This window comes from Kosakonia sp. LAM2021 (assembly GCF_016620385.1).
Lineage (GTDB): Bacteria > Pseudomonadota > Gammaproteobacteria > Enterobacterales > Enterobacteriaceae > Kosakonia > Kosakonia sacchari.
On the sequence record NZ_JAENHT010000007.1, the window covers coordinates 126,240 to 148,195 of the forward strand.

Annotated in this window: 23 protein-coding genes; 9 read left to right on the forward strand and 14 right to left on the reverse strand. The window is 54.5% G+C overall.

Annotation, left to right across the window (positions count from 1 at the left end):
* The first annotated feature begins 134 nt into the window (after positions 1 to 134).
* Positions 135 to 458 (forward strand): hypothetical protein, encoded by a 324-nt coding sequence (locus JKP81_RS15890; protein ID WP_200552482.1) that lies wholly within the window; start codon positions 135 to 137, stop codon positions 456 to 458.
* 525 nt (positions 459 to 983) lie between these two features.
* Positions 984 to 2,522: a carbohydrate porin gene (locus tag JKP81_RS15895; protein ID WP_200552483.1), complete on the forward strand. Its 1,539-nt coding sequence runs from the start codon at positions 984 to 986 to the stop codon at positions 2,520 to 2,522.
* Between the two features lie 42 nt (positions 2,523 to 2,564).
* Here JKP81_RS15895 and chbG read toward each other — a convergent pair whose 3' ends face one another.
* From chbG to JKP81_RS15930, 7 genes are all read right to left on the reverse strand, one after another.
* A complete protein-coding gene (chbG, locus tag JKP81_RS15900; protein ID WP_200552484.1) occupies positions 2,565 to 3,323 on the reverse strand; it encodes a chitin disaccharide deacetylase in 759 nt (252 codons plus the stop codon).
* A gap of 12 nt (positions 3,324 to 3,335) precedes the next feature.
* The gene (locus JKP81_RS15905; RefSeq protein ID WP_200552485.1) at positions 3,336 to 4,691 is read right to left on the reverse strand and encodes a 6-phospho-beta-glucosidase; all 1,356 of its coding nucleotides are present in this window, start codon (positions 4,689 to 4,691) and stop codon (positions 3,336 to 3,338) included.
* A gap of 54 nt (positions 4,692 to 4,745) precedes the next feature.
* Positions 4,746 to 5,585: a transcriptional regulator ChbR gene (chbR, locus tag JKP81_RS15910; RefSeq protein WP_200552486.1), complete on the reverse strand. Its 840-nt coding sequence runs from the start codon at positions 5,583 to 5,585 to the stop codon at positions 4,746 to 4,748.
* A 13-nt stretch (positions 5,586 to 5,598) separates the two neighbouring features.
* Positions 5,599 to 5,946, reverse strand: coding sequence for a PTS N,N'-diacetylchitobiose transporter subunit IIA (chbA, locus tag JKP81_RS15915; protein WP_200552487.1), 348 nt, complete (start codon positions 5,944 to 5,946; stop codon positions 5,599 to 5,601).
* Between the two features lie 48 nt (positions 5,947 to 5,994).
* Positions 5,995 to 7,353, reverse strand: a complete 1,359-nt coding sequence (chbC, locus tag JKP81_RS15920; protein WP_017459241.1) for a PTS N,N'-diacetylchitobiose transporter subunit IIC — start codon at positions 7,351 to 7,353, stop codon at positions 5,995 to 5,997.
* An 80-nt stretch (positions 7,354 to 7,433) separates the two neighbouring features.
* On the reverse strand, positions 7,434 to 7,754 hold the full coding sequence (locus JKP81_RS15925) for a PTS sugar transporter subunit IIB (protein WP_017459242.1): 321 nt from the start codon (positions 7,752 to 7,754) through the stop codon (positions 7,434 to 7,436).
* A gap of 328 nt (positions 7,755 to 8,082) precedes the next feature.
* The gene (locus tag JKP81_RS15930) at positions 8,083 to 8,760 is read right to left on the reverse strand and encodes a type 1 glutamine amidotransferase domain-containing protein (RefSeq protein ID WP_200552488.1); all 678 of its coding nucleotides are present in this window, start codon (positions 8,758 to 8,760) and stop codon (positions 8,083 to 8,085) included.
* Between the two features lie 378 nt (positions 8,761 to 9,138).
* On the opposite strand from JKP81_RS15930, the gene JKP81_RS15935 reads away from it, so the two are divergent.
* Complete coding sequence (locus JKP81_RS15935) at positions 9,139 to 9,396, forward strand: YdgH/BhsA/McbA-like domain containing protein (protein ID WP_020454999.1); 258 nt, start codon at positions 9,139 to 9,141, stop codon at positions 9,394 to 9,396.
* 96 nt (positions 9,397 to 9,492) lie between these two features.
* Here the strand turns inward: JKP81_RS15935 and JKP81_RS15940 are convergent, their stop codons facing one another.
* The 3 genes from JKP81_RS15940 to JKP81_RS15950 all read right to left on the reverse strand — a co-directional run bounded on the left by JKP81_RS15940 (position 9,493) and on the right by JKP81_RS15950 (position 12,063).
* On the reverse strand, positions 9,493 to 9,876 hold the full coding sequence (locus JKP81_RS15940; RefSeq protein WP_200552489.1) for a DoxX family protein: 384 nt from the start codon (positions 9,874 to 9,876) through the stop codon (positions 9,493 to 9,495).
* Between the two features lie 110 nt (positions 9,877 to 9,986).
* Positions 9,987 to 11,363, reverse strand: a complete 1,377-nt coding sequence (locus JKP81_RS15945; RefSeq protein ID WP_200552490.1) for a heavy metal sensor histidine kinase — start codon at positions 11,361 to 11,363, stop codon at positions 9,987 to 9,989.
* Entirely contained in the window at positions 11,356 to 12,063 is a 708-nt protein-coding gene (locus tag JKP81_RS15950) for a heavy metal response regulator transcription factor (protein WP_200552491.1), read from the reverse strand. The genes JKP81_RS15945 and JKP81_RS15950 overlap by 8 nt, the downstream gene beginning before the upstream one ends.
* 166 nt (positions 12,064 to 12,229) lie before the next feature.
* Between JKP81_RS15950 and JKP81_RS15955 the strand changes: the two genes are divergently transcribed.
* Positions 12,230 to 12,805 carry a YceI family protein gene (locus JKP81_RS15955; protein ID WP_200552492.1) on the forward strand — a complete coding sequence of 192 codons (576 nt, stop codon included), beginning with the start codon at positions 12,230 to 12,232 and terminating at the stop codon, positions 12,803 to 12,805.
* Positions 12,806 to 12,960: 155 nt separating this feature from the next.
* Here JKP81_RS15955 and JKP81_RS15960 read toward each other — a convergent pair whose 3' ends face one another.
* From JKP81_RS15960 to JKP81_RS15970, 3 genes are read right to left on the reverse strand one after another with little or no spacing between them, the layout of a single operon-like run.
* Positions 12,961 to 13,746: a hypothetical protein gene (locus JKP81_RS15960; protein WP_200552493.1), complete on the reverse strand. Its 786-nt coding sequence runs from the start codon at positions 13,744 to 13,746 to the stop codon at positions 12,961 to 12,963.
* Positions 13,743 to 14,300: a sigma-70 family RNA polymerase sigma factor gene (locus tag JKP81_RS15965; RefSeq protein ID WP_200552494.1), complete on the reverse strand. Its 558-nt coding sequence runs from the start codon at positions 14,298 to 14,300 to the stop codon at positions 13,743 to 13,745. The genes JKP81_RS15960 and JKP81_RS15965 overlap by 4 nt, the downstream gene beginning before the upstream one ends.
* Positions 14,281 to 14,802: a tetratricopeptide repeat protein gene (locus JKP81_RS15970; RefSeq protein WP_020454992.1), complete on the reverse strand. Its 522-nt coding sequence runs from the start codon at positions 14,800 to 14,802 to the stop codon at positions 14,281 to 14,283. The genes JKP81_RS15965 and JKP81_RS15970 overlap by 20 nt, the downstream gene beginning before the upstream one ends.
* 186 nt (positions 14,803 to 14,988) lie before the next feature.
* Here JKP81_RS15970 and JKP81_RS15975 point away from each other — a divergent pair, with 186 nt between their 5' ends.
* Positions 14,989 to 16,653 carry a phospholipase D-like domain-containing protein gene (locus JKP81_RS15975; RefSeq protein ID WP_200552495.1) on the forward strand — a complete coding sequence of 555 codons (1,665 nt, stop codon included), beginning with the start codon at positions 14,989 to 14,991 and terminating at the stop codon, positions 16,651 to 16,653.
* 246 nt (positions 16,654 to 16,899) lie between these two features.
* Here the strand turns inward: JKP81_RS15975 and JKP81_RS15980 are convergent, their stop codons facing one another.
* A complete protein-coding gene (locus JKP81_RS15980) occupies positions 16,900 to 17,496 on the reverse strand; it encodes an NAD(P)H-dependent oxidoreductase (RefSeq protein WP_200552496.1) in 597 nt (198 codons plus the stop codon).
* A 111-nt stretch (positions 17,497 to 17,607) separates the two neighbouring features.
* Here JKP81_RS15980 and JKP81_RS15985 point away from each other — a divergent pair, with 111 nt between their 5' ends.
* The 4 genes from JKP81_RS15985 (at position 17,608) to ntrB (ending at position 21,953) form a co-directional block, all read left to right on the forward strand.
* Positions 17,608 to 18,204 carry a TetR/AcrR family transcriptional regulator gene (locus JKP81_RS15985; protein WP_200552497.1) on the forward strand — a complete coding sequence of 199 codons (597 nt, stop codon included), beginning with the start codon at positions 17,608 to 17,610 and terminating at the stop codon, positions 18,202 to 18,204.
* A 60-nt stretch (positions 18,205 to 18,264) separates the two neighbouring features.
* Positions 18,265 to 19,521 carry a nitrate regulatory protein gene (locus JKP81_RS15990; protein WP_200552498.1) on the forward strand — a complete coding sequence of 419 codons (1,257 nt, stop codon included), beginning with the start codon at positions 18,265 to 18,267 and terminating at the stop codon, positions 19,519 to 19,521.
* A 274-nt stretch (positions 19,522 to 19,795) separates the two neighbouring features.
* On the forward strand, positions 19,796 to 21,055 hold the full coding sequence (locus tag JKP81_RS15995; RefSeq protein ID WP_200552499.1) for a CmpA/NrtA family ABC transporter substrate-binding protein: 1,260 nt from the start codon (positions 19,796 to 19,798) through the stop codon (positions 21,053 to 21,055).
* A gap of 10 nt (positions 21,056 to 21,065) precedes the next feature.
* Complete coding sequence (gene ntrB / locus JKP81_RS16000) at positions 21,066 to 21,953, forward strand: nitrate ABC transporter permease (protein ID WP_200552500.1); 888 nt, start codon at positions 21,066 to 21,068, stop codon at positions 21,951 to 21,953.
* Positions 21,954 to 21,956: the final 3 nt, after the last annotated feature.

The window sequence follows — 21,956 nt, forward strand, 5'->3', positions numbered from 1 at the left end:
GTGATTCAGGACATTCCGTAACGCGTGTCGTCGTACTGTTTCCACAGCAAGCCTGAGGCGTGTCGCGTGCGCTTTTCAAAGGGTGAGCGGAGAGTTGTCTACGCTTAAAAGAAACAGCATGGTGAGGAGCGCGGATGAGCAAGAAGATTATGCAGGAGTACCTGGTGCTGGGCGGCAAGCATCATGGCGAGGTGTGGCGCGGTGTTTACCCGGCCATGGGGTTGAACTTATCAAAACATGATGAGCGCTACGGGCAATTTTTCGACCGGGAAGGGCTGCAGAAAATTGAGCTGTCACGCAAGGAGCAATATTTCATCTCTGAATGGATCTCCCCGCAAGGCCAGACTTTTTTGTTAGCCACGGCAGAGGATCTCACGGAATTTGATATTGAAGAGGAGATTGAACGGATTACGCCGCCGCTGCGCCCGCTCGATGGCGCGGTAGAGGACTGGATGTAAGCGCGGACAAAACAAATCCACGGTGGCACGTGGATTTTTTAGGATAATTATATTGGCTACGGCTCAGTTATCCCTATTCTTAATTCCAGTATGGTGATTATATTTTCCTGGTGTTTCATAAAGCCTCTATAAATCCTTCACATAACGTAATGCCTTTATCAATATTATTAAGTGAGTCTTTAAATTCCCTCGTTAATAATGAAATGGAAATTTAGGATTATATTATTTTTTATTAGGAATACAGATTACAGAACAATGTAATATTGATCTGTTTTCGCATTAATTCTGCGAGATAGATCAAATAGAGTGGAATTCACAGTGGACATAAATATTCGCTCTGCACGACTATTGTTGTCGGTGTAGAGCCTCTGCGTCATCTCCAGGGAATAATTGAGATAATAATTAGAACTTTGCTTATTAAGCATTCTCCCGCTTCTTCATGGTTTTTATTTTTGAAGAAGCGGATTTCTTCACGTAACGCACACCACTAACTTATTTGCTTTCTATTTACAAAGGGAATTTTCAATGAAGAAAACATTGCTTGTGCTGTTTATCTCGGCCGTATGCGGTAATGCCTGGTCGCAAAGCCTGACGGTTGAACAGCGCCTTGCGCAGCTGGAAAAACAGTTACAGGAAAATGCCGCTGAATTATCACAGACCAAAGCGGCATTAAAACAGTATCAGGAAACCGAATCTGAAAATAAAACGAATAAACCTGTAACGACAGTCGTTAATAAACATATTACAAACAATGCGGCAACGGAAAAAGCAGCGCCAACGCTGAAAGAGATTAGCGATTTTGTCAAAGAAGATATCGGTTTTACCTATTCCGGCTATCTTCGTTCCGGTTGGGGCGCTGCCAGCCATGGATCGCCACAGCCTTACGCCGTTGGATCCGTCGGACGATTTGGGAATGAATATTCCTCTTGGTTCGACCTGCAATTCAAACAACGCGTCTATGATCAGAATGGAAAAACGGCCCATGCGGTGGTGCTGTTCGACGGCAATGTGGGTGAGCAATATGGCGATGCCTGGTTTGATAAAGATGCAGAAAGCCGACTGCAATTTTCTGATATTTACCTGACCACCAAAGGGTTTCTTCCCTTTGCGCCGGAAGCGGACTTTTGGGTCGGCAAACACAACTTACCGAAATATGAAATCCAGATGCTGGACTGGAAAAGCCACCTCACCGAGAGCGGCGCGGGTGTAGGCATTGAAAACTGGCAGCTCGGCGTGGGCCAGCTCAATGCCGCGCTGGTGCGTCAGGATTTGAATGCCCATGCGGTGAGCTATCCTGCCGCCAGCGAGGCGCTGCAGGTGAATACCAATACGCTCGATGTGCGCTACAACAATATCCCGCTGTGGGATAACGCGACGCTTGCTCTGCTTGCCCGTTATTCGGTGGCGAACAAATCCGACACCTATAAAAACCGTGAGGATAACGGCAGCTACTACAGCATAAAAGATGCGTGGCTGGCCGGTGTGGTTGTTCGCCAGGCGCTTAGCGCGGGCGGTTTTGAGGAGTTTACCGTACAGGCGGCGGATAACTCGCTCGCCAGCGGCTTTGCTCAGCCATTTGGCCCCAGCCCAACGTATGGCTATGGCGACAGCTACTACGGCGAGCACAGCTACGGCAAAGCGTTTCGCCTGATCTCGCAGGGCGAAGCGTACCCGTTCTCCCACGTGGTAATGGCGCATGCGCTGATCTACTCGGCGGGTAACGATATTTACAGTTACGATACCGGCGCGCATACGGACTATCACAGCTTCCGTGCGGTGGTGCGCCCGGCGTGGATTTGGGACAACTACAATCAAACCGGGGTTGAACTGGGGTGGTTTACACAGACCAACAAACAGCAGGGCGTGAATTACCATGAGCAGGGTTATAAAACCACGCTCTATCACGCACTGAAAGTCGACACCAGCCTGCTGGCCTCGCGACCGGAGATCCGTTTTTATACGACCTATATTCGCGCGCAGGATAACGGCATCAGCCATTTCCAGTTTGGCGATCAGAAAAAGGATCAGTTAGCGGTGGGCGTTCAGGCCGAAGTGTGGTGGTAACAGCTCAAGGTTGCGGCGCAAAGGCGCGCCGCAACGCCGGCGTTAAATATCCAGAAAGCTCCCCAGCCGGTAGCCGCGCTCGGCAATCGCATATTTCAACGACTGTGAGGTCAGCACGTCCAGTTCCGTTAAGCGCGGGTAACAGTAGCTGCTCTGACGCACGGTGTTATCGATAAACGCCGGGTGGCACATGATCTCCAGCGAGCTTTCTCCTTGTGCGTTAGATACATCCAGCGCCTGTAAAAAGAGTGCTTCAGAAATCGCTTCGCCGTAAAACGCACTGCTAAAACCCTGTGTCGTGCGCAGTGTGGCGGGTAGCGCGAAGTCTGCCGGCAACGCGGCGTGATCGATGCGCAGCGCCACGCCGCGCTCTGCGGCGAACTCTGCAACGATGGGCAGGATCTGCGGGATCATATGCACATGGTGATGGCTGTCCAGATGCGTCGGCTCCCGGCCAAACAGGGCGATAAACCGTTGATACTGTGCTTCCAGTTCACCGGCTATCTCTTCCAGCGGCAGCGCATCTTCCTGCGCCATCTGCCAGATCCATTTCCCCAGTTGTCCGTCACGCGCAAGGCCGGGCATCGGCGTCAGCGGTTTGCCTAACGTTAGCGCAAAGTGCATGCCGACACCGAGCAAAGGTTCGCGCCGACTCAGCCCGGCGGCATGCTCCACCGCATCGCCGTTGACCAGCGCGGTCGTTGAGGTGACAACACCATGGCGAAAGCTGTCGATAATGCCGTAGTTTTGCCCTTTACTGAGGCCAAAATCATCCGCGTTAACAATCAATAAGCATTCCATAGCCCGTCCCGGTTAGTGATGTTCAGCTTTCAGTTGCGCAAGGGTACTGGCAAAGTTTGGCAGCCACTTTTCGTGAGCAAGGAGCATTTCACGCGCCAGAATTTCCGCGTCGCGATCGGAGTGGATCAGCGGGCTAAGGCTTAGCGCCAGCAACACATCGTTTAGCTCGCCGCTGAGCGCCGCTTTGCTGGCCGCCACTTCAAAGCCTTTAATGGTGTAGATAAGCCCCAACACTTTCTCATCAAAGTGGGTGACGCGCGGGTGCGGTGTCGCGCCGTTGCGCCCCAGCGTACAGGTCATCTCTACCGCCCAGTCCGCGGGGATATTATCGATATGCCCGTGATGCGGAATATTCACATAGTGCTCGGTTTGCTTATCGTTATAGATAGCGTTGATCACTTCGCAGGCCGCATCGGAATAGTACGCGCCGCCGCGCTGCTCAAGCTCTTTCGGTTTCACCTTTAGCTCAGGATCTTTGTACAGCTCAAACAGTTGTTTTTCGACTTTCTGCACCACCTGCGCCCGTGCGCCGCCTTTGTAGTACTCGCCCATCTCAATCGCCAGCATCTCTTTTTGCTTAACGTAATAGAGCAAATAAGAGCAGGGCAGCAGATTGAGGGAGCGGATCAACCCTTCGCTAAACGGCAGGTCGAAAATGTTCTTCACCGAGGAGGCTTTCAGCCTGCCGGAGGCCACACCGTCGAGCAGCTCCGCAAAACGCGATTCACCATTCACCAGCACATCTTTAATAAACACCATGTGGTTAAGGCCAAACAGATCCATGGCAACATCATCGCTACTGCTAAGACCCAGCACGTCATGAATAAACATCTTCATGCCGACCGGAATATTGCACACGCCGATAAACTTTTTAAAACCGGTGTGGCGATACACCGCTTCGGTAACCATTCCCGCCGGGTTGGTGAAATTAATGACCCACGCATCCGGGCAGATTTCCTCGACATCTTTGATGATGTCGAAGATAACCGGAATGGTGCGCAAGCCTTTAAACAGCCCGCCTGCACCGTTGGTTTCCTGGCCCAGATAACCGTGACTCAGCGGAATGCGCTCATCCAGTTCGCGGGCTTTCAACTGGCCCACGCGCAACTGTGTGGTGACAAAGTTCGCTTCGTGCAGCGCTTCGCGACGATCCAGCGTCTTGAAGAGTTTTAGCGGGATGCCGGCTTTATCAATCATGCGCTGGCAAAGATCGAAAATAATATCCAGCTTCTCTTTTCCGTCCTCAACATCGACCAGCCATAATTCGGTGACCGGCAGTTCGTGATAGCGCTTAATAAACCCTTCCAGTAATTCCGGGGTGTAGCTGCTACCGCCGCCAATGGTGACGACTTTTAATTTCTGCTTCATGATTTCTCCCTTCGTGTCAGACACGGTGGTGTAAAACGTTCAGCCCGCTCGCCGTTACTGGTTGATTTCCGTTAACCTTTTTCGGTAACTATTGGGGGTGAATGAGGTCATTTTCTTGAATGTTTTAATAAACAGGCTTGGGCTGCTGTAACCCGATTCATAAGCGATATCGGTGACCGAATAGTTGGTCATTTCCAGTTGCTTCTTGGCGAAATCAATGCGGATTTCATTAATGATCTGCATTGGCGTTTTGCGGTAGTAGCGCCGCGTGGCGCGGGTCAGATACTCCTGCGATTTCGCCGCCAGTTGCACCATATTTTCCATCGCGTTTTCGCCAAACTGCGTCTTATCGTGCATTGACTCAATGGTGGTTTTTAACCACTGCGGCGTGTCATCCACCACCTGCTCTTCGCGGTAGTGGCGCAGGCGGTTAATGACATAAAAGGTCACCGCTTCGATAAACTCGTCCAGCCCGGTTTCGCGGAAATTGAGTGAGGCGATAACGGTTTCCACGTAGCTCAGAAAAGCGCTGCTGGCGCGGTAGGCCTGCGAGGCGACAAAACAAAATGGCAGCAGGGCGAGATAATGCTGTTCAAAAAAGCGTTTACTGATCCCCACATTGAGGATCCGCGTCGCGCCAAATTCATAAAAACTTTGGTGGTGCGAACCCAGCGGGATAAAAACGAAATCACCGCGCTCAAGCAGCACACGCTTACCGTTAATCTCCTGGTAATAGCGACCGGTTAATACCAGCGTGAACTCGTAGTAGTCGTGCTGATGCAGCCCGCTGGCGCTCTCCGTCTTGTTGTAGATAAACACATGGAAATTTTTACCGTTAAACAACTGCTGTTCTTGAACGGTTTTGATCCCCAGCGTGTTGATCGAAGGCTGCATTATTCACTCCTTGTTATTTCAGTTTTTCGTGAAGCTCAATCAGTTCCGTTATCAGCTCGCGCGCCAGCATGGACGTCATCAGATGATCCTGTGCATGCACCAGCACCAGGCTCACTTTCATCCGGCCTTCGCCCTGATCGCCCTCAATCAGTTTAGTCTGCACCAGGTGTGCCTCGTTGAGCGCCAGCCTTGATTGCTCCATCAGCGCTTTTGCGCCGTCAAAATCACCCTGTTTAGCCTGTTTCAGCGCGGTGTACGCCAGGCTGCGCGCATGCCCGGAGTTGATGATTAAACCCATCACCACTTCTTCCAGCTCATCGGCTGGTGTGGTGCTCTCCAGGACGGTGTCGAGATCGAACATATGTGCTCCTCGCGTGGTTTCCGGCGGGGCTAGACCCGCCGGGTTCGGTCAGAATTTCAGTGCATTAGCGATATCTTCTTCGCTCTCTTCCTGCTCAATGGCGTTCTGCGCTTTGTTGGCAACCATCACGAACGGCAGGTAAACCAGCGTGGCAATACCTAAGTTGAACAGCGCGAGCAACAGCGCGGCGATGCTGCCGTTGGTATTAAAGAACGCGCCCAGGCCGGTTGGCATCGTCCACGGTGCAATGTTGGTGATCGGTGGAATAAAGCCGGTGTAGTAGGCCAGCAGCGTAATGGCGGCAAGTATCGGCTGCACCAGAATGAAGGGGATAAACATCACCGGGTTCATGATGATCGGCAGGCCGAACAAAATCGGTTCGTTAATCTGGAACAGACCGGAAGGCAGACCCAGCTTCGCCACCTGGCGGTAATCCGCGCGGCGTGAAGCGAGGAAAATGGCAATAATCAGTCCCAGCGTTGCGCCGCTGCCGCCGAGGAAGATATAGGAGTCGAGCATCGGTTTCGCCCAGACATGGAACGTTTTACCCGCTGCCAGCGCTGCTTCAACCGAGCCATATTGTTGATAGACAGAAATATTTTCCAGCGCCCACGGCGTCATGATGCCGCTGTCCAATGCGGTCAGCGCCAGCGAACCATGGATGCCGAAAAACCACAGCAGCGGCACAAACAGCACATATGCCCAGCCGACCACACTGCCCAGCGAAGCCAGCGGCGTGGAGATGGTGTCCATGATGATTTGATGGAAATTGGTGCCGTAGTGATTCAGCGCCCAGGCGATAATCCCCATAATCGACAGAATAATAAAACCGGGGATCAGCGCCGAGAACGAACGCGCCACCGAAGCCGGCACGCTGTCTGGCAAGGTAATCACCCAGTTGCGTCGCACGATAAAGGTGAACATTTCCGCCACGGCCAAGCCAATAATAATCCCGGAAATAATATTCGCGCCGCCTAACCAGTTTGCGCCAACGGCGTAAGATTCACCGACGCTGTATGGGGTGACGGTCATAAACGCGGCAATCGATAACAACCCGGCGGCCAGCGCATCCACTTTGCGCTCTTCCGCCAGCGACATGCCGATAAAAAAAGGTGCCATCAGCGACATAATGCCCAGCGTGCCGTTATAGACGTTGCCGCCGATGCCTTTAAAACTGTTCAGCGTTTCAATGGTCGAGGCATCCAGCCGAATGCCCAACGAATAAAAAAACGATCCTTCGCCAAAACTCAGGAACACGTTATTAATTAAGACAAACATCGCCCCGGCGAGGGTCAAGGGCATTAAGCGGATAAAGCCGTTTTTAATGGCGTTAACATGTGGCTGTTTGCCGATTTTTACCGCAAAAGGCACCAGTATCTTTTCAAGTGAAGCAATGGCATTACTCATAGAAAAATACCCTTAAATACCGCAATGCAACATTGCGGTGAATGTGTGGGATCACTGTGTGATAAGCGAACGCAAAACGTTTAATTGGCGGCGGCTTTTTTTATTGCCGCCACGGCGGCCTTCAGAACACCTAAACCATCGACTTTGCCGTACAGCGAGGCGTCGATCACTTCGACAGGCTTATTGGGAAGCAGACGCTGGATATCCGGTAACATCCAGGCGATTTGTGGACCTAATAAAACAACATCGGCCTGCGGGCCTTTTTCACTGGCGAGCGTCTCGGGAAATGCTTCAATAATGACCGGGACTTCATATTTTTCCGCCTGGGTGCGCATCTTCGACACCAGCAATGACGTCGACATGCCCGCAGAACAAAACAGGTAAATATGTTTCTTTTCCATAAAAACGACCCTCATTGTCCGATGATCCGCCAGCCAGACTCGTTTATCTCTCTTCGTGCTGGCGGTGCGCCTAACCTAAATGACTTTTTTCTTGGGTTGAAGCAAGTATACGGGAGGGTTATCGGTGCGGGTATTTCATAAGGCTACAAAATTGTCTCTGGTTGACCTGGTGCTTTGCGGGCCCTCACATTTTGGGCAATTTATCGTTAAAGAGGCGGGGCAGGCAGGAAGAAGCGCGGTTCTATTATTTCCGGATTACTCGGTGTTGCTGCGCAAAAGAGGCTGCGAGGCGCCGCCATTACGCTGTTGGCAATGGCGGCAACAGCAATTAACTCAGCATGGCGACTAACGCTTTCGCCACGGCTTCAGAACTGGCCGGGTTCTGACCGGTGATCAGTTTTCCGTCTTCGATGACGAACGGTGCCCAGTTCGGCCCTTTGTCATACTTCGCCCCGAGCGCTATTAATTCGTCCTCCACCAGAAACGGCACCACATTGGTCAGTTCAACATCCGCTTCTTCGCCGTTGGTAAAGCCGGTCACTTTACGGCCTTTCACCAGCGGATCGCCGGAGGTGGTTTTCACATGGCGCAACACGCCCGGCGCGTGGCAGACGAAACTCACCGGTTTACCGGCCCGTTCGAACGCTTCAATCAGCGCAATCGAGGTGTCGGATTCGGCCAAATCCCACAGCGGGCCATGGCCGCCGGGGTAAAAGACAGCGTCAAAATCCCCGGCGCGTATGCTATCGAGTTTAACGGTGTTAGCCAGCGCCTGCTGCGCGGCCGGGTCGGCTTTGAAACGGTGGGTCAGTTCGGTCTGAAAATCCGGCAGATCGCTTTTCGGATCGAGCGGTGGCTGACCACCGGCGGGTGAGGCGAGCACAACCTCGGCGCCTGCGTCTTTGAATACGTAATAAGGGGCGGCGAACTCTTCAAGCCAGAAGCCGGTTTTTTTACCGGTATTGCCCAGTTCGCTGTGGGATGTCAGTACCATTGCTATTTTCATGTTACCTCCGTCGTAATGCGTTATCAGCGGCATTACCGTTGCCATACTGAATGAAAAAGTCGTTCAGTAAGCATAGCGATGAATATCGGCTTTACCGGGATTGTCGGAAAACTCCGGGTATAAGCGTTACAGCATTTATATTTTATTACACGTTGCTACATCGATAATTATTCTCTTTAACCAGCGTCAGTTGTGATTAATATTTCACCGTGCATGACTGCACGTTTCTTATTTTATTCCAAGAAATGTCTAATCCTGTAAATAAAGCCAGTCTGACAAACTTGTTATAAAACTGTCAGCCGCTGGTCAGCATGCGCTGCGTAATATTGCTTACGTTGAAACATGATTATTAAAACCTCTTTTATGCGGAGCTTTATTATGAAAACCATTATTAACACCGTGCTGGCTGCAACACTGTTTAGTGCAATCTCTTTCGGCGCGTTTGCCGCGCAACCGGTCACCGACGATAGCGGCCTGGTGCCGATGGGCACCATTTCAATTGCCAAAGCCGATACGGTCGCAGATCTCGAAGCGCAAGTTCAGCAAGCCGCTGAAAAAGATAACGCGAAATACTATAAAATCATCTCCGCCGGTGGCGATGAGTATATTTATGGCAATGCGATTTTGTACAAATAATAGTGTGCAATTAACCCCGGTCTTTCATTCGCGAAAGGCCGGGGTTAATGATTCAGACATTGAAAAAGGCGCCGCGCAGGGCGCCTTTTTTGCTGGCTATGATTTTCGTTGTTCACGCGCCAGCAGGTAGAAACAGAGCAGGCCGGCACAAATGCTCATGTTTTTGGTGAATTGAATCACTTGCCCGGCTTGCTGGGGGCCGCTCGCCGCCCAGAATTGATGGAACATAATACTGGTGAGGAAAATATAGAAGATCCACAATAGTGATATTTCTTTTACCCGATAACCAACAATAAATGCAATGCTGCCACCCAGTTCAATGGCAATGGCAAAAATGATCATCAGTTTGCCAATTAGCATGTCGCCAAACGGCGTTTTTAATACGTTATCGGTGAAGTTAATTATTTTTCCGCTGCCGCTATATAAAAATAGCGGGGTAATTAAGATACGGGCAATGATAATAATCGTGTGAGTGTTCATGCGCGATTCCTTGAATAAAAAAACCAATGAGTGAGCATGAACAGTATATTGGCGGCACCCTGACGGGCGAATGACGCCATTCTGTCAAAGCTGTCAGGGAATGGCTGGCGCTATTTATTTAGCGCCAGCGTAAAGCCAAAGGTATTTTCGCCGTTCAGGCTGGTGGCAAAGACATCACCGCCGTGCATTTGCGCCACCGCTTTGACAATCGACAGCCCAAGCCCGTGGTTGGTATCGCTTTGCGTTCTGGCGTGATCGGCGCGGTAAAAGCGCTCAAACAATCTTTCCAGATGGTGGCTTTCAATGGCATCGCCATAATTTTTAACGCTCACCGTCGCATGCTGATCGTTGCGACTTAAGGTGACCGTGACCTGGCTGTTTTCGTAGGCGTAGCGGGCGCTGTTTTCCAGCAAATTGGCGAGCGAGCGGGTAAACAACCGCCTGTCGACGCAGATCGTCACATCACCTTCGATCAGTAAGTGCAAATGACGATCGGTAAACGATGGTTCGGTATATTCGGCTGTTTTTAACGCTTCCTCGCGCAGGGATACTTCCGCAAGCTGCGCCGGATGTTTGCCGGTTTGCGCATGGGACAAAAACAGCATGTCGTTGACGATCGACGTCATGCGGTTTACCTCCTCAAGGTTTGATTCGAGGCAGGCTTCGAGTTCTTCATGGCTGCGTTTGCGCGAAAGGGCCAGTTGAGTCTGACCGAGAATGCTTGAGAGCGGCGTTCTTAACTCGTGTGCCACATCGGCGTTAAAACTTTCCAGTTGTCGCCATGCGGTTTGCTGGCGGGCAAGCACGCCGTTAAAGGCTTCCGCCAGCCCCTGCAACTCCTGCGGGAGCGCAGTGGCGTCCAGCCGCTGGCCGTCAATCCCTGGCGCAAGTTCACGCGCCTGCTGGCTGAGCAGTTCCACCGGTTGCATCCCCTGGCGGGAGATAACAAAGCCTAAAAAGGTCACGAACAGCACGCCCATGGTGGTGATAAAAATCAGCACCTGGGTAAATTCATTCAGCGTGCCCATATACGGCGTGGAGTCGATAGAAACCACAAAATGCAGCGGCGTCACGCCATCGCGGTAGCGAATGGTTTTCGTCAGAATAAACAGCGGACACTGGTCGGTTTTTTCCCGGTTAACGCGGCTGAAGCCATCGTTAAGCGCGTTGAGATCGATCTCTTTTGGCGGCTCGCCACCCACTTGCAGCGTCGGATCGCTGCTTAAAATCCAGTAGTGAACGCGCCCGCCTTCCGAGTTACTCAGGCTCATCAGCTTGGTTTTGAGCTCATCGAGTTCATGGTGATTAAACTTGGAAACGATCAACGGCTCCACCAGTGAGTAGCGGAACATCAACTCGTTATGCATCTGTTTATTTAGCGATTCGCGCAGCGATTCCCGCAGGCAAAGCGCATAGGCGAGGGCAATACATAAGGTGACCACCGCAAACGTCAGCGCCAGTTTGCGGGAAATAGAACGTTTAAACATACGCACTCATTTTGCCGGGATCTTCGTCGCGATACTCAAGGATGTAACCCATACCGCGCACGGTGTGCAGCAGCTTCTCTTCAAACGGCGAGTCGATTTTGGCGCGTAGACGTTTGATAGCGACTTCGACAATATTGGCGTCGCTTTCAAAGTTCATATCCCAGACCTGCTCGGCAATCATCATTTTCGACAGCACTTCCCCCTGGTGCCTGGCGAGCAGGCTTAACAGGGCGAACTCCTTTTGCGTCAGGTCGATGCGCGTACCGTTGCGGTAAACTTTGCGCGCGAGCAAATCGAGTTGCAGGTTGTGAACCTGCAACTGAGAAATATCGAGCCCGTCGGTTGGTCGGCGGCGCAGCAGCGCCTGAATGCGCGCCACCAGCTCAATCAGTGAAAACGGTTTGGTCAGGTAATCATCCGCGCCCAGTCGCAGCCCTTTAACCCGCTCATCAAGCGAACCGCGCGCGGAAAGCATCAGCACCGGCGTCTGTTTCAGCTTGCGCAGGCTGGTGATAACGGTATACCCGTCCATCGACGGCAGCATGACATCCAGAATAATGGCGTCGTAGTCCATCTCCGTTGCCAGGAACAACCCCTCGCGCCCGTCGGCGCAGACATCGACGTTGTAACCCTGCTCGCGAAGCGCAGTGTTGATGTAAGACGAAATTTTCTCTTCGTCTTCGATTAAAAGGAGTTTCATGACGCTGGCCCTGATGATTACCTATAACTGACGCCAATAATATAAAGCGTTGCCGCTAACAATTGCCTGACCGTTAACTGACAATTTTGTAAGCAAAAGCCGTTATAACGAATAAAGTTCCCGCCTGGCGCGTTTACGGGGTATCTGCAATCGGGAGAATCCATTTATGAAACGCATCATTCCGGCCATGATGATTGGTCTTTTAAGCGCGCCGGGAGCACAGGCGATGCCGCTCAGCTACCGTATCGCCACGCCGGCAACCACGGTTGCGCTCTCCTGGCACGCCTTTGGCGGCGTGTCACAGGCGCATCTTGACGGTGTAAGTGGCGACGTAACGCTGAATCCGGCGCAGGAGAGGGAGGATCGCATCAACGTGACGATCCCCGTTGCGACACTTATCGCCTCTAACAGCCTGCTGACTTACCAGTTGAAAAGCAGCCTGTTTTTTGATGCGGAGCACTACCCGACTATCGCCTTTAGCAGTAGCCGGGTGGTGGATTTAGGCGACGGGCATTTCCGTGTTTTTGGCTCCCTGGCGGTAAAAAATATTCGCCGCCCGGTGATCCTCGACGCCACTCTGCAAAAACAGCGCAGGGCGGATTCGGGACAACTATCACTCCATGCCACCACCGCGATCTCCCGTTCGGCATTTAACATGGATAAGTTCGCCATGCTGGTGGACGACACGGTAACGATAAATATTGAAATCCATGCCCAGGCCCAAACCCAAACCCAGGCCTAAGCCCAGGCCCAGGCTCAGGACCAGGCCCAAACCCAGGCTCAAGCTCATGCCCATGCCCAAGCCCAAGCCCAAGCCCAGGCCCAGGCCCAAGTCTAAGCTCAAGTCCAAGCCCAAGCTCAAGCCCGCCAACCAGCGTAAACCGTGACGGGCGGGATTTATGACAGCGCGGCGTGCAGCGCCTGCGCGTGTTGTGATAATTGCTGCGGCGGATTTCGGCCTATCAGCACAAATTGATAGCCACGCTGTTGCCACCAGACGAGGTGCATATCGTGGCGATTTTCAGGCGTTAAGGCGCGCGTTTGGGCATGTCGTTCAGGCGAAATGCACAGCGCCAGCGGGCCATACTCCGCATCCATCCAGGCGATTTGCGCAATTGAGGTGCTGTCATAACGCAGCATGCGCACCATCTTCAGTTCTGCGCCAGTCAGGGCAAGTTGCGCCACCTTCACGTGTAAGCCAATATCCTGCGCTGTGCGCGCCAGCCCGCGTTGCAATGCCGTGGGCGAGCTGTCTGTATCCAGTAGTGTTTCCGCGCTATACAGCGACATGTATTGCGCTTCGAGATCGCGGACTTTCTCGCTCTCATCACGCGCCGCCGCCAGTGGCCTTGCGAAATAGCCTAACCCGCTGCCGATAACCAGAAAACTGAGCGATGCGGCAATCAGCGAACGGCGGCTGACGCCTGTGGATGCGCGGGGTGACGCCAGCAGATCGTTCAACCGCGCCTGCATGCGCGCTTCGGGGGCCTCATTGAGCAGCGGTGCGAAGGCCCCGGCGAAATCCGCTCGATCCTGTTTTAGCGCCTCGGTACGGCTGGCGAGCTGTTCGTCTTGTGCAAGCTGGCGTGCAAATTGTTGCGCATCTGCTTCACTCATCTCGCCATCAAGCCAGGCGACAATCGCGTCATCCTGGTAGGGCGGTGTAAACATACTGGGTTTCACGAGCGTTTCTCCTGAGGTTTCGGCGGCGTGTTGGCTTTTTTCGCCAGCGTCGCGCGTGCGCTTGCCAGCCGGCTCATGATCGTGCCGATAGGCACTGCAAGCGTGTCTGCCGCTTCCTGATAGGTAAACCCTTCGACATAAACCAGAAATACGGTATTGCGCTGCGCCTCCGGCAGCGCGCTGACGTGCTGCATGACTTTCGCGTAATGCCGCCGCGCGTCATCCTGGGCGTGGGTATCCGCCGCCTGCAGTTCGTCGCTCTCCATAAAACCTTGCCCCATCCGCACGCGGCGCGCGCGCAGATCGGAGATCCAGATCGAGTGCAGAATGGCGAACAGCCAGCTGTCGATGCGTGTGCCGGGGGTAAATTGCGCGCTCTTTTCCAGCGCGCGAACGCAGGTCGACTGCACCAGTTCTTCGGCAACCTCGCGGTTGCGCGACAGAACCAGCCCATAGCGCCACAGGCGTGTCAGATGTGCAGCAAGTTGCTGGCGAACGTCACTGGTGGTGATTTTGCGCTCCTCGCACCGGTAGTCAGGACTCAGGGTGACCATTAATCGCCGCCTGCAAATCGCGATACTCCTCGCATTGCACACCGCAAAGCGTGGCGATGGTCTTCAGTTGCTCTTTTGCCAGATCCGGGCGGCCTTTTACCAGCCACGCTTCACCGAGATATTCACGCACTTTCGCATACTGCGGGTTGAGCGCCAGCGAACGCTGATAATAGCCAATGCCTTCATCGGTGCGACCCAGTTTGCGCGTGGCGTAACCCCGGTAGTTCCAGGCTTCGGCGGTATTGGCGTTTTTCAGCGTATCCAGCAGATTCAGAGCCGCCTGATACTCCCCTTTTTTTGCCAGATGATAAGCGTAATGGGTTTTATCGTCGTCGCTGAGGCGGCTGCTTTTTTCCGCCACACACTGTTTGAGCGTGCTGTCATAAACCTGCCCGCTCGGGCAGTCTGGCGTTTTACTGTTGGTATTATCGTCTCCGGCGGCGAAAACCTGCGCGGCAGGCAGCAAAAATAGCGACAGCAACAGCGGGGCGAGCGTTTTCATTTGGAGTTCCTTCGGTAGCGTGAGTAGTGAGTTAACGCCGCAGTGGCGGGTTCTATTCGAAAAAAATCACGTTTCCCGCACAGCGCTGCTGATGCGGGCGATATCACCGTCACGTCATACATCCGGTTTATAATTGATACGGCGTGTCGCGGTAATGTGAGTCTCTGATTCGGCGGAGGGTAAACCATGCGTGTTAGCGGGCAGCAAGGTGAGTTAACGGCATTAGCGGTGGCGGGCAGTTATGTGGTGTTGCTGGGCTGGGATATGCCAGAACAGCAAATTCTCGCCGGTAATATTCTCGGTTTCGCCATTCAGCGCACGCGAAAAAGCGACGGGGAGGTTATCTGGTTAAGCGGTATGAAAACCTTCGCCAGCGTCGAGCCGACGCCCGCGCCGGGCGTGCCGGCCTCCTCGTTTAAACACCCTTTCCAGACCTTTCAATGGTCTGATTACAGCGTTGCGCCCAACGCGGAATATCGCTACGAAATTGTCGCCATGCGCGGACCAGCCGGGGCATTAACGTCGGGCGATGCGGTGCAACTGACGGTATTAACTGAGCCGGTGGATAACGGCGAGCACGCGATTTTCTTCAACCGTGGGGCGATTGCCTCCCAGGAGTATGCCCGGCGCTTTCACAATGCCAGCCCGGCGGAGATTGGCGATGCGGCCTGGAAGTGGCTGTCGCGCGGCCTGCTGGAAGGGCTGGAACACTTTATCGGCCAGGCTGATAAAGGCGATGAACTGCACGGTGCCATTTTTGAATTCAAAAATAGCCGCATCTACGAGGCGTTAAAAAGCGCCGCGGCGCGCGGCGCGACCGTGAGCGTGATTTACGATGGCGACTCGCAGCGTGAGTCCAATGAAAAACATCTGGCGCATAGCGGCATCGAGGCGCTGACGCACCCGCGCATACACTCTGGTCGCTATATGCATAACAAGTTCTTTGTCTTGCGGCGCCAGGGTGTGTCGCAGCAGGTCTGGACCGGTTCCACTAATCTCAGCGAAAACGGCATTTTCGGTCACTCGAATAATGCGCACATCGTTCGCGATCCTCGCGTGGCGGAGCAGTACGAAACCTACTGGCAACTGCTGTTGCAGGATTTAACCCGCGCGCCAACGGCGAAAAAAGTCGAAACGATCACCGCCGCGCCGCCGGTTCCGTGGCGCGATGAAGTGAGCACCGTCTTTTCGCCGCGAACCTCGCTCACCGCGCTGGAGTGGTACGCCCAACTGGCTGCGGGCGCGCAACGCGCGTTGTTCGGCACTTTCGCTTTCGGCATGAACAAACTGTTTGTCCCCGCCTGGGATCGCACCGACGAGGTGTTACGCTTCGCCTTGCTGGAGAAAAAAGGTTCCGGCAGTCAGTACAAGCAACAAGCGGCGGAAATCGACCGTATCCGCAAACATCCAAATGTCACCATCGCCGTTGGGCAGAACCTGGTGCTGAACGCCTTTGACCGCTGGCTAAAAGAGATTGAAAGCCCGGTAGAAGAGACGCATGTCACGTACATCCACACCAAATATTTGTTGATCGACCCGCTTGGCCCGGAGCCGATTGTGATTGTCGGTTCGGCGAATTTTTCCGCCGCATCCACCGACACCAATGATGAAAACATGCTGGTGATCAAGGGCAACGCTGCCGTGGCAGATGTTTATCTTGGTGAGTTTATGCGCCTGTTCACCCACTATGCGTTTCGTGAATCGGTGGCGCGCTCGCAACAACGCATCGTTGCGGGCGCGGTGTCGCCAAAATACCTGTACGAAACCACGCAGTGGATTGATGCCGCTTCCGGGTATTTTGTCGCCGGCAGCGACCGCGCCCTGCGCCGTCGCTACTTTTCCGGCCAGTAAGCGGCGGCAAAATAGCGGTTGCAGGAGATAATTGCCGGTGGCGATAGTTTCGCCGCCGGCCCTTTTTTCCGCCTTTATTCGGCTGGGTAAAAAGAGAAATAACCGATAATAAAGCGCACCGGCATGGCTATTTTGCTTAAGTTCGATAAAAAACACAGAAATTCAGTGCTTACCTTTCGCGATGTGGATGATGCTTATCCGTCAAACCCGCCTGTGTAGCGGGTTTTCGCGGATAAAGAGAGACGTTTATTGCTGGTGAGTAAATATCCGCTCGCCAATTTTTTGCGCCTCGCTTAATAACGCTTCCGGCGTGCCGAAATCAGGCAGCATCAGCGTGGCATTGCTGAGCACCGGCGCGCCGCAATAATCAAAAATGCCGTGGGCGATCTGCGTCTTCCAGGATTGCGCATAGCCATGCTTTTCAAAGGTTTTCATGTCTGAACCGCCCAGCGCGATAAGGTGGACAGGCAAGCGGCCAAGTTTGCCGGAAACCTTGCCGTTTGCGCCCTCTTCATAGGCCCAGCCGTTGGAAAACACCCGGTCAATCCAGCCTTTTAACTGGCCTGGCATGGTCCACCAGTAAATGGGGAACACCAGCACCAGCGCATCGGCTTTTTCAATGCGCGCCTGCTCGGCAAGCACATCGGCGGGCAGCGGCGCGCCTTCCGTAAACGCGGTGTAATCTGCCGCGTTAAACACCGGGTTAAAGCCTTCTTGCGTCAGATCGGCAAATTCTGCGCTATTTTCCCCGTTCTTATCCGTTATCCCCTGCGCAACAGCTTTCGCCACGCTATGGGTTAACGCGCTTGCTAAAGGGTGAGAAACCACGATTAACGCATGCATCTGAACCTCCTGATTGCCATCCGCCGTTAACGGACGTAGTCTTATATACGAACAGTAACCTACCATTAGTAAGTTACTTTTAGTATATAAGCCTGTCAAGGGAGAAGCATCATGCCGGAAACGCGTGTGCGTCAGCGCTTGTCGCGAGAAGATCGCTATTCGCAGCTTGTGGATGTCGCGTGGCACATTATTCGTGAAGAGGGCACCGAAGCGCTGACGCTCGGCCATCTGGCGGAGCTAGCCAGTGTCACCAAGCCCGTGGTGTACGATCATTTCACCAGCCGTTCCGGGCTGCTGGCGGCGCTCTATCGCGAATATGATCAGCGCCAGAACCGCAAAATGGATGACGCGCTGGCAAAGACCGCGCCGGAACTCGCCGCGCGCGCGTCGGTTATTGCCACCGCTTATATTGAGTGCGTGCTGTTTCAGGGCCGCGAAATGCCAAGTTTACTGGCGGCGCTCGCCGGTACGCCGGAGCTGGAAACTATCCGCCGCGAATACGCCGTCGATTTCATCGGCAAATGCCGCACTCTGTTTGCGCCATTTTGCGGCGAACCGCTGCGCGATGCGCCGCTGTGGGCCATGCTGGGTGCCGCCGAAGGGCTCGCCTGGGCGGCGGTGCAGGGCGCTATTAGCGAGTTTCAGGCCAAAGAGGAACTTTGTGCGGTCATCATTGCCATGGTACGGGCGACGCTGCCGCGCGGCTAAATTTGTTCTACCTGGCGCGCGCCTTGCATCAGGGAAGCAGGACTTCCCTGGAGCATACGCATGATAGCCAATTCATCGACCACCATCCGTTTCCTGCTCGCCTCGCGCCAGTGTGAGCTCAACAGCCTGCGTTATCTGCTGCAAAGCGGCGAGCTGGTGAGCAAAATCAGCCAGCTTGTGCATATGCTGCAACGCGAGCGCGGAACTTCCAATATGTTCCTCTGCGCAAGCAAGGGGCAATTTGCCGATGAGCTGATCCTGCGCGAACAAGAGGTGGCGCAGGCACAAGCCCCGCTGATGGCGCAACTCGACACGCTGGAGCAGCAGATTGCCGCGCTGCCGCAGGCCAGCCGCCTGTTCAGCCATGTCGCAAGCGTGGTGTACGCCCTGAGTGTGTTACCTGCGTTACGCCAGCAAATCCGCCAGCGCACGTTGCGTTTACCGCAGGCAATGAGCTTTTTTAACGACATCATTCGCCATTTGTTGTCACTGGTGTTTGAGCTTTCTGACACCGCCGCCGAACCGGCCATCTCCAGGCATTTAATCGCCATGTTCAGCTTTATGCAGGGCAAAGAGTACGCCGGTCAGGAGCGCGCGACCGGCGCGGCGGCCTTTGCCGCTGGCACCTTCAGCGAAGAGACGCAGCAGAAATTGCTCAGCCTGATTGAACGGCAGGAGCGCTGTTTCGCCACCTTCGCCGATTTCGCCGACGATGAACACCGCCTGCGCTGGCAGCAGATGGCGGCCGACAGCCAGTTTGAACGCCTGCGGCGCATTGCCTGCACCGGGCGTGAGTTATATGAAGCCGACAGTTGTCTGCGCTGGTTTGCCCTTGCCACGCAGCGCATTGACGAGATGAAAACGCTGGAAGATGCGCTGGCGCAAACGTTGATGGCGCACTGCCGGGCGCGTATTGCCGCCACCGAGCAGGCGAATAATGAGCAACTCGCCGATATCGAAAGCCTGATGCCCGCACACGAGAACGAAGAGAGCAGTTACTCGGTCTTTAGCGACGCCCACGGCTGGCTGGAGAGCGGCGGCGTTCGCCCGCAGCTTGGTCGTTCACTGCTGGTGCTGGTGCAGCAGCAGTCGCGGCGCTTACAGGCGCTGGATACCGAGCTTGCGGCGCTGCGCGAAACGCTCAACGAGCGCAAGCAGATTGAGCGCGCCAAAAGCATGTTGATGCAGCACCGGCAAATCAGCGAAGAAGAGGCCTATAAAACCCTGCGGCGCATGGCGATGAACCAGAACAAAAAGCTGATTGAAATCGCCAGCGCCATGCTGGCGGTGGCCGATGTTTTTCAGGCTAACCCTTAAGGAGTAGCTGCACATTGCCAGTGCGAAAAGTGCCCTTCCGCAGTGCGCCGCGCTGGGTTGTTAACGGCAATATGCCGCGAAATCCGCCGCTTTCAATTCTGGCACAGCCTTTGCTTTAACCTTCCCAGACAGAAAAAATCACAACGCGCACCCGGCCAACGGCGGTCGGTTTAGCGTTAAGCGGACAACGGCGTCCATAAGCGTGCAGCTTTGCACAGGCTTATGGGCGCCGTTTTTTTTTGCATCCCACAACGGTGAGCAGCGCGAGGGTGGCATGGGTGATAACAACACGAAAGGTATGACGGTTTCCCGCCGTCAGTTTTTACTGGGCAGCGCGGCGCTCGGCGGCAGCCTGCTGGTGCCGGGCGTCATTAACCGCGCATGGGCTGCCGGTTCTGACGCACCGGAGCTTAAAGAGATCCGCGTGGGCTTTATTCCGCTCACCGATTGCGCCTCGGTGGTGATGGCGGCGGTGAAAGGCTTCGACAAAAAATATGGCATCACCATTTTACCAAGCAAAGAAGCCAACTGGGCGTCGGTGCGCGACAAGCTTCTTTCTGGCGAGCTGAATGCTTCGCACATTCTCTACGGTCAGCTTTACGGTCTGCAAATGGGGCTTTCCGGGCCGCAAACCAATATGGCGGCGCTGATGACCATCAACCAGAACGGGCAGGGGATCACGCTCGCCAACGCGCTGCACGAGGCGGGCGTCACCGATTTGCCCGCGCTCGCGAATCATATCGCCGCCAGCCCGGCGGGCACCTACACCTTTGCGCAAACCTTCCCGACCGGCACCCACGCCATGTGGCTCAACTACTGGCTGGCGAGCGCGGGTATTAACCCGCTCAATGACATCCGCAGCGTGGTGGTGCCGCCGCCGCAAATGGTGATGAACATGAAAATTGGCAACATGGTCGGCTACTGCGTTGGCGAGCCCTGGAACCAGCGCGCTATCAGTGATGGCATCGGTTTTACCGCCGCGACCAGCCAGGATATCTGGCCGGATCACCCGGAAAAAGTACTCGGTACGCGCGCCGATTGGGTCGAAAAGAACCCCAACAGCGCCCGCGCGCTGACCGCCGCGATCCTGGAAGCCTCGCGCTGGATTGACGCCTCGGATGACAACCGTCGCGAAACGGCGAAGGTGATTGCCGGTCGCGCTTATCTCAACACCAAAGAAGAGACCATTGTGGGCCGCATGCTCGGTCAGTACGACAACGGCATTGGTAAAAGCTGGAAAGATCAGCATGCGATGCGCTTTTTCCACGATGGCTCGGTCAACTACCCGTGGCTCTCCGATGGCATGTGGTTCCTCACCCAACACAAACGCTGGGGGCAGCTCGACAGCGACCCGGACTACCTCGCCATCGCCCGCCAGGTGAACCGCATTGATATCTACAAACAGGCCGCCGCCAGCGTGGGCAATGTTTCGCTGCCGGACAGTGATATGCGCAGCAGCGTGTTGATGGATGGCGTTCGCTGGGACGGCAGTAACCCTGCCGCCTACGCCAACGGCTTTAGCGTAAAAAAATGAGAGGTCGCTGATGAAAAACCAGGCGCAAGTTATCCCGATCCCGCTGGACGAAGCGGCGAAAATTCCCCAACAGGCAGAGATCGTTACGCTGCCCGCTAAAGTGCGCGTGCGTCGTCGCCCGTCGCTGTTACGCCCGCTGATGCAACGCGTGATCCCTGCGTTGCTCGGCATCGGCCTGCTGCTCTGCCTGTGGCAGGTGGCGGCGCTGAACAGCAAAAACTTTCCCACACCGTGGCAAACGTGGCTGGCGGCGCTGGAGATTTTCGCCGATCCGTTTTATGTCGCCGGGCCTAACGATCAGGGCATTGGCTGGAACGTACTGGCCTCATTAGAGCGCGTGGCGACCGGTTTTGGCCTCGCTGCACTGGTCGGTATTCCCACCGGTTTTTTGATTGGCCGCTTTCGTTTTGTCGCCAGCATGCTCAACCCGCTCATCTCCCTGCTGCGCCCGGTCAGCCCGCTGGCCTGGCTGCCGATAGGTTTGCTGCTGTTCCAGCGCGCGGAACCGGCGTCAAGCTGGACGATTTTTATCTGCTCCATCTGGCCGATGATCCTCAACACCGCCGAAGGTGTGCGGCAGATCCCGCAGGATTACCTGAATGTCGCGCGGGTTCTGAAACTTTCCGAGTTCGCCATCATGCGCAAAATCCTGCTGCCTGCCGCGCTGCCCGGCATCCTCACTGGCATGCGGTTATCGATTGGCATTGCCTGGCTGGTGATCGTGGCGGCAGAAATGCTGACCGGCGGCATCGGCATCGGTTTCTGGATCTGGAACGAATGGAACAACCTGAATGTGGAACACATCATCATCGCCATCGTGGTGATTGGCGTGGTCGGTCTGCTGCTGGAGCAGGCGCTGATGTGGATTGCTAACCGTTTTAACTACACCAACCGCTAGGGG

Excerpts from the sequence above, each read along its gene's own strand:
- JKP81_RS15890 (WP_200552482.1), top strand. The coding sequence starts at position 135 with ATGAGCAAGAAGATTATGCAGGAGTACCTGGTGCTGGGCGGCAAGCAT.
- JKP81_RS15895 (WP_200552483.1), top strand. The coding sequence starts at position 984 with ATGAAGAAAACATTGCTTGTGCTGTTTATCTCGGCCGTATGCGGTAAT.
- chbG (WP_200552484.1), bottom strand. The coding sequence starts at position 3,323 with ATGGAATGCTTATTGATTGTTAACGCGGATGATTTTGGCCTCAGTAAA.
- JKP81_RS15905 (WP_200552485.1), bottom strand. The coding sequence starts at position 4,691 with ATGAAGCAGAAATTAAAAGTCGTCACCATTGGCGGCGGTAGCAGCTAC.
- chbR (WP_200552486.1), bottom strand. The coding sequence starts at position 5,585 with ATGCAGCCTTCGATCAACACGCTGGGGATCAAAACCGTTCAAGAACAG.
- chbA (WP_200552487.1), bottom strand. The coding sequence starts at position 5,946 with ATGTTCGATCTCGACACCGTCCTGGAGAGCACCACACCAGCCGATGAG.
- chbC (WP_017459241.1), bottom strand. The coding sequence starts at position 7,353 with ATGAGTAATGCCATTGCTTCACTTGAAAAGATACTGGTGCCTTTTGCG.
- JKP81_RS15925 (WP_017459242.1), bottom strand. The coding sequence starts at position 7,754 with ATGGAAAAGAAACATATTTACCTGTTTTGTTCTGCGGGCATGTCGACG.
- JKP81_RS15930 (WP_200552488.1), bottom strand. The coding sequence starts at position 8,760 with ATGAAAATAGCAATGGTACTGACATCCCACAGCGAACTGGGCAATACC.
- JKP81_RS15935 (WP_020454999.1), top strand. The coding sequence starts at position 9,139 with ATGAAAACCATTATTAACACCGTGCTGGCTGCAACACTGTTTAGTGCA.
- JKP81_RS15940 (WP_200552489.1), bottom strand. The coding sequence starts at position 9,876 with ATGAACACTCACACGATTATTATCATTGCCCGTATCTTAATTACCCCG.
- JKP81_RS15945 (WP_200552490.1), bottom strand. The coding sequence starts at position 11,363 with ATGTTTAAACGTTCTATTTCCCGCAAACTGGCGCTGACGTTTGCGGTG.
- JKP81_RS15950 (WP_200552491.1), bottom strand. The coding sequence starts at position 12,063 with ATGAAACTCCTTTTAATCGAAGACGAAGAGAAAATTTCGTCTTACATC.
- JKP81_RS15955 (WP_200552492.1), top strand. The coding sequence starts at position 12,230 with ATGAAACGCATCATTCCGGCCATGATGATTGGTCTTTTAAGCGCGCCG.
- JKP81_RS15965 (WP_200552494.1), bottom strand. The coding sequence starts at position 14,300 with ATGGTCACCCTGAGTCCTGACTACCGGTGCGAGGAGCGCAAAATCACC.
- JKP81_RS15970 (WP_020454992.1), bottom strand. The coding sequence starts at position 14,802 with ATGAAAACGCTCGCCCCGCTGTTGCTGTCGCTATTTTTGCTGCCTGCC.
- JKP81_RS15975 (WP_200552495.1), top strand. The coding sequence starts at position 14,989 with ATGCGTGTTAGCGGGCAGCAAGGTGAGTTAACGGCATTAGCGGTGGCG.
- JKP81_RS15980 (WP_200552496.1), bottom strand. The coding sequence starts at position 17,496 with ATGCATGCGTTAATCGTGGTTTCTCACCCTTTAGCAAGCGCGTTAACC.
- JKP81_RS15985 (WP_200552497.1), top strand. The coding sequence starts at position 17,608 with ATGCCGGAAACGCGTGTGCGTCAGCGCTTGTCGCGAGAAGATCGCTAT.
- JKP81_RS15990 (WP_200552498.1), top strand. The coding sequence starts at position 18,265 with ATGATAGCCAATTCATCGACCACCATCCGTTTCCTGCTCGCCTCGCGC.
- JKP81_RS15995 (WP_200552499.1), top strand. The coding sequence starts at position 19,796 with ATGGGTGATAACAACACGAAAGGTATGACGGTTTCCCGCCGTCAGTTT.
- ntrB (WP_200552500.1), top strand. The coding sequence starts at position 21,066 with ATGAAAAACCAGGCGCAAGTTATCCCGATCCCGCTGGACGAAGCGGCG.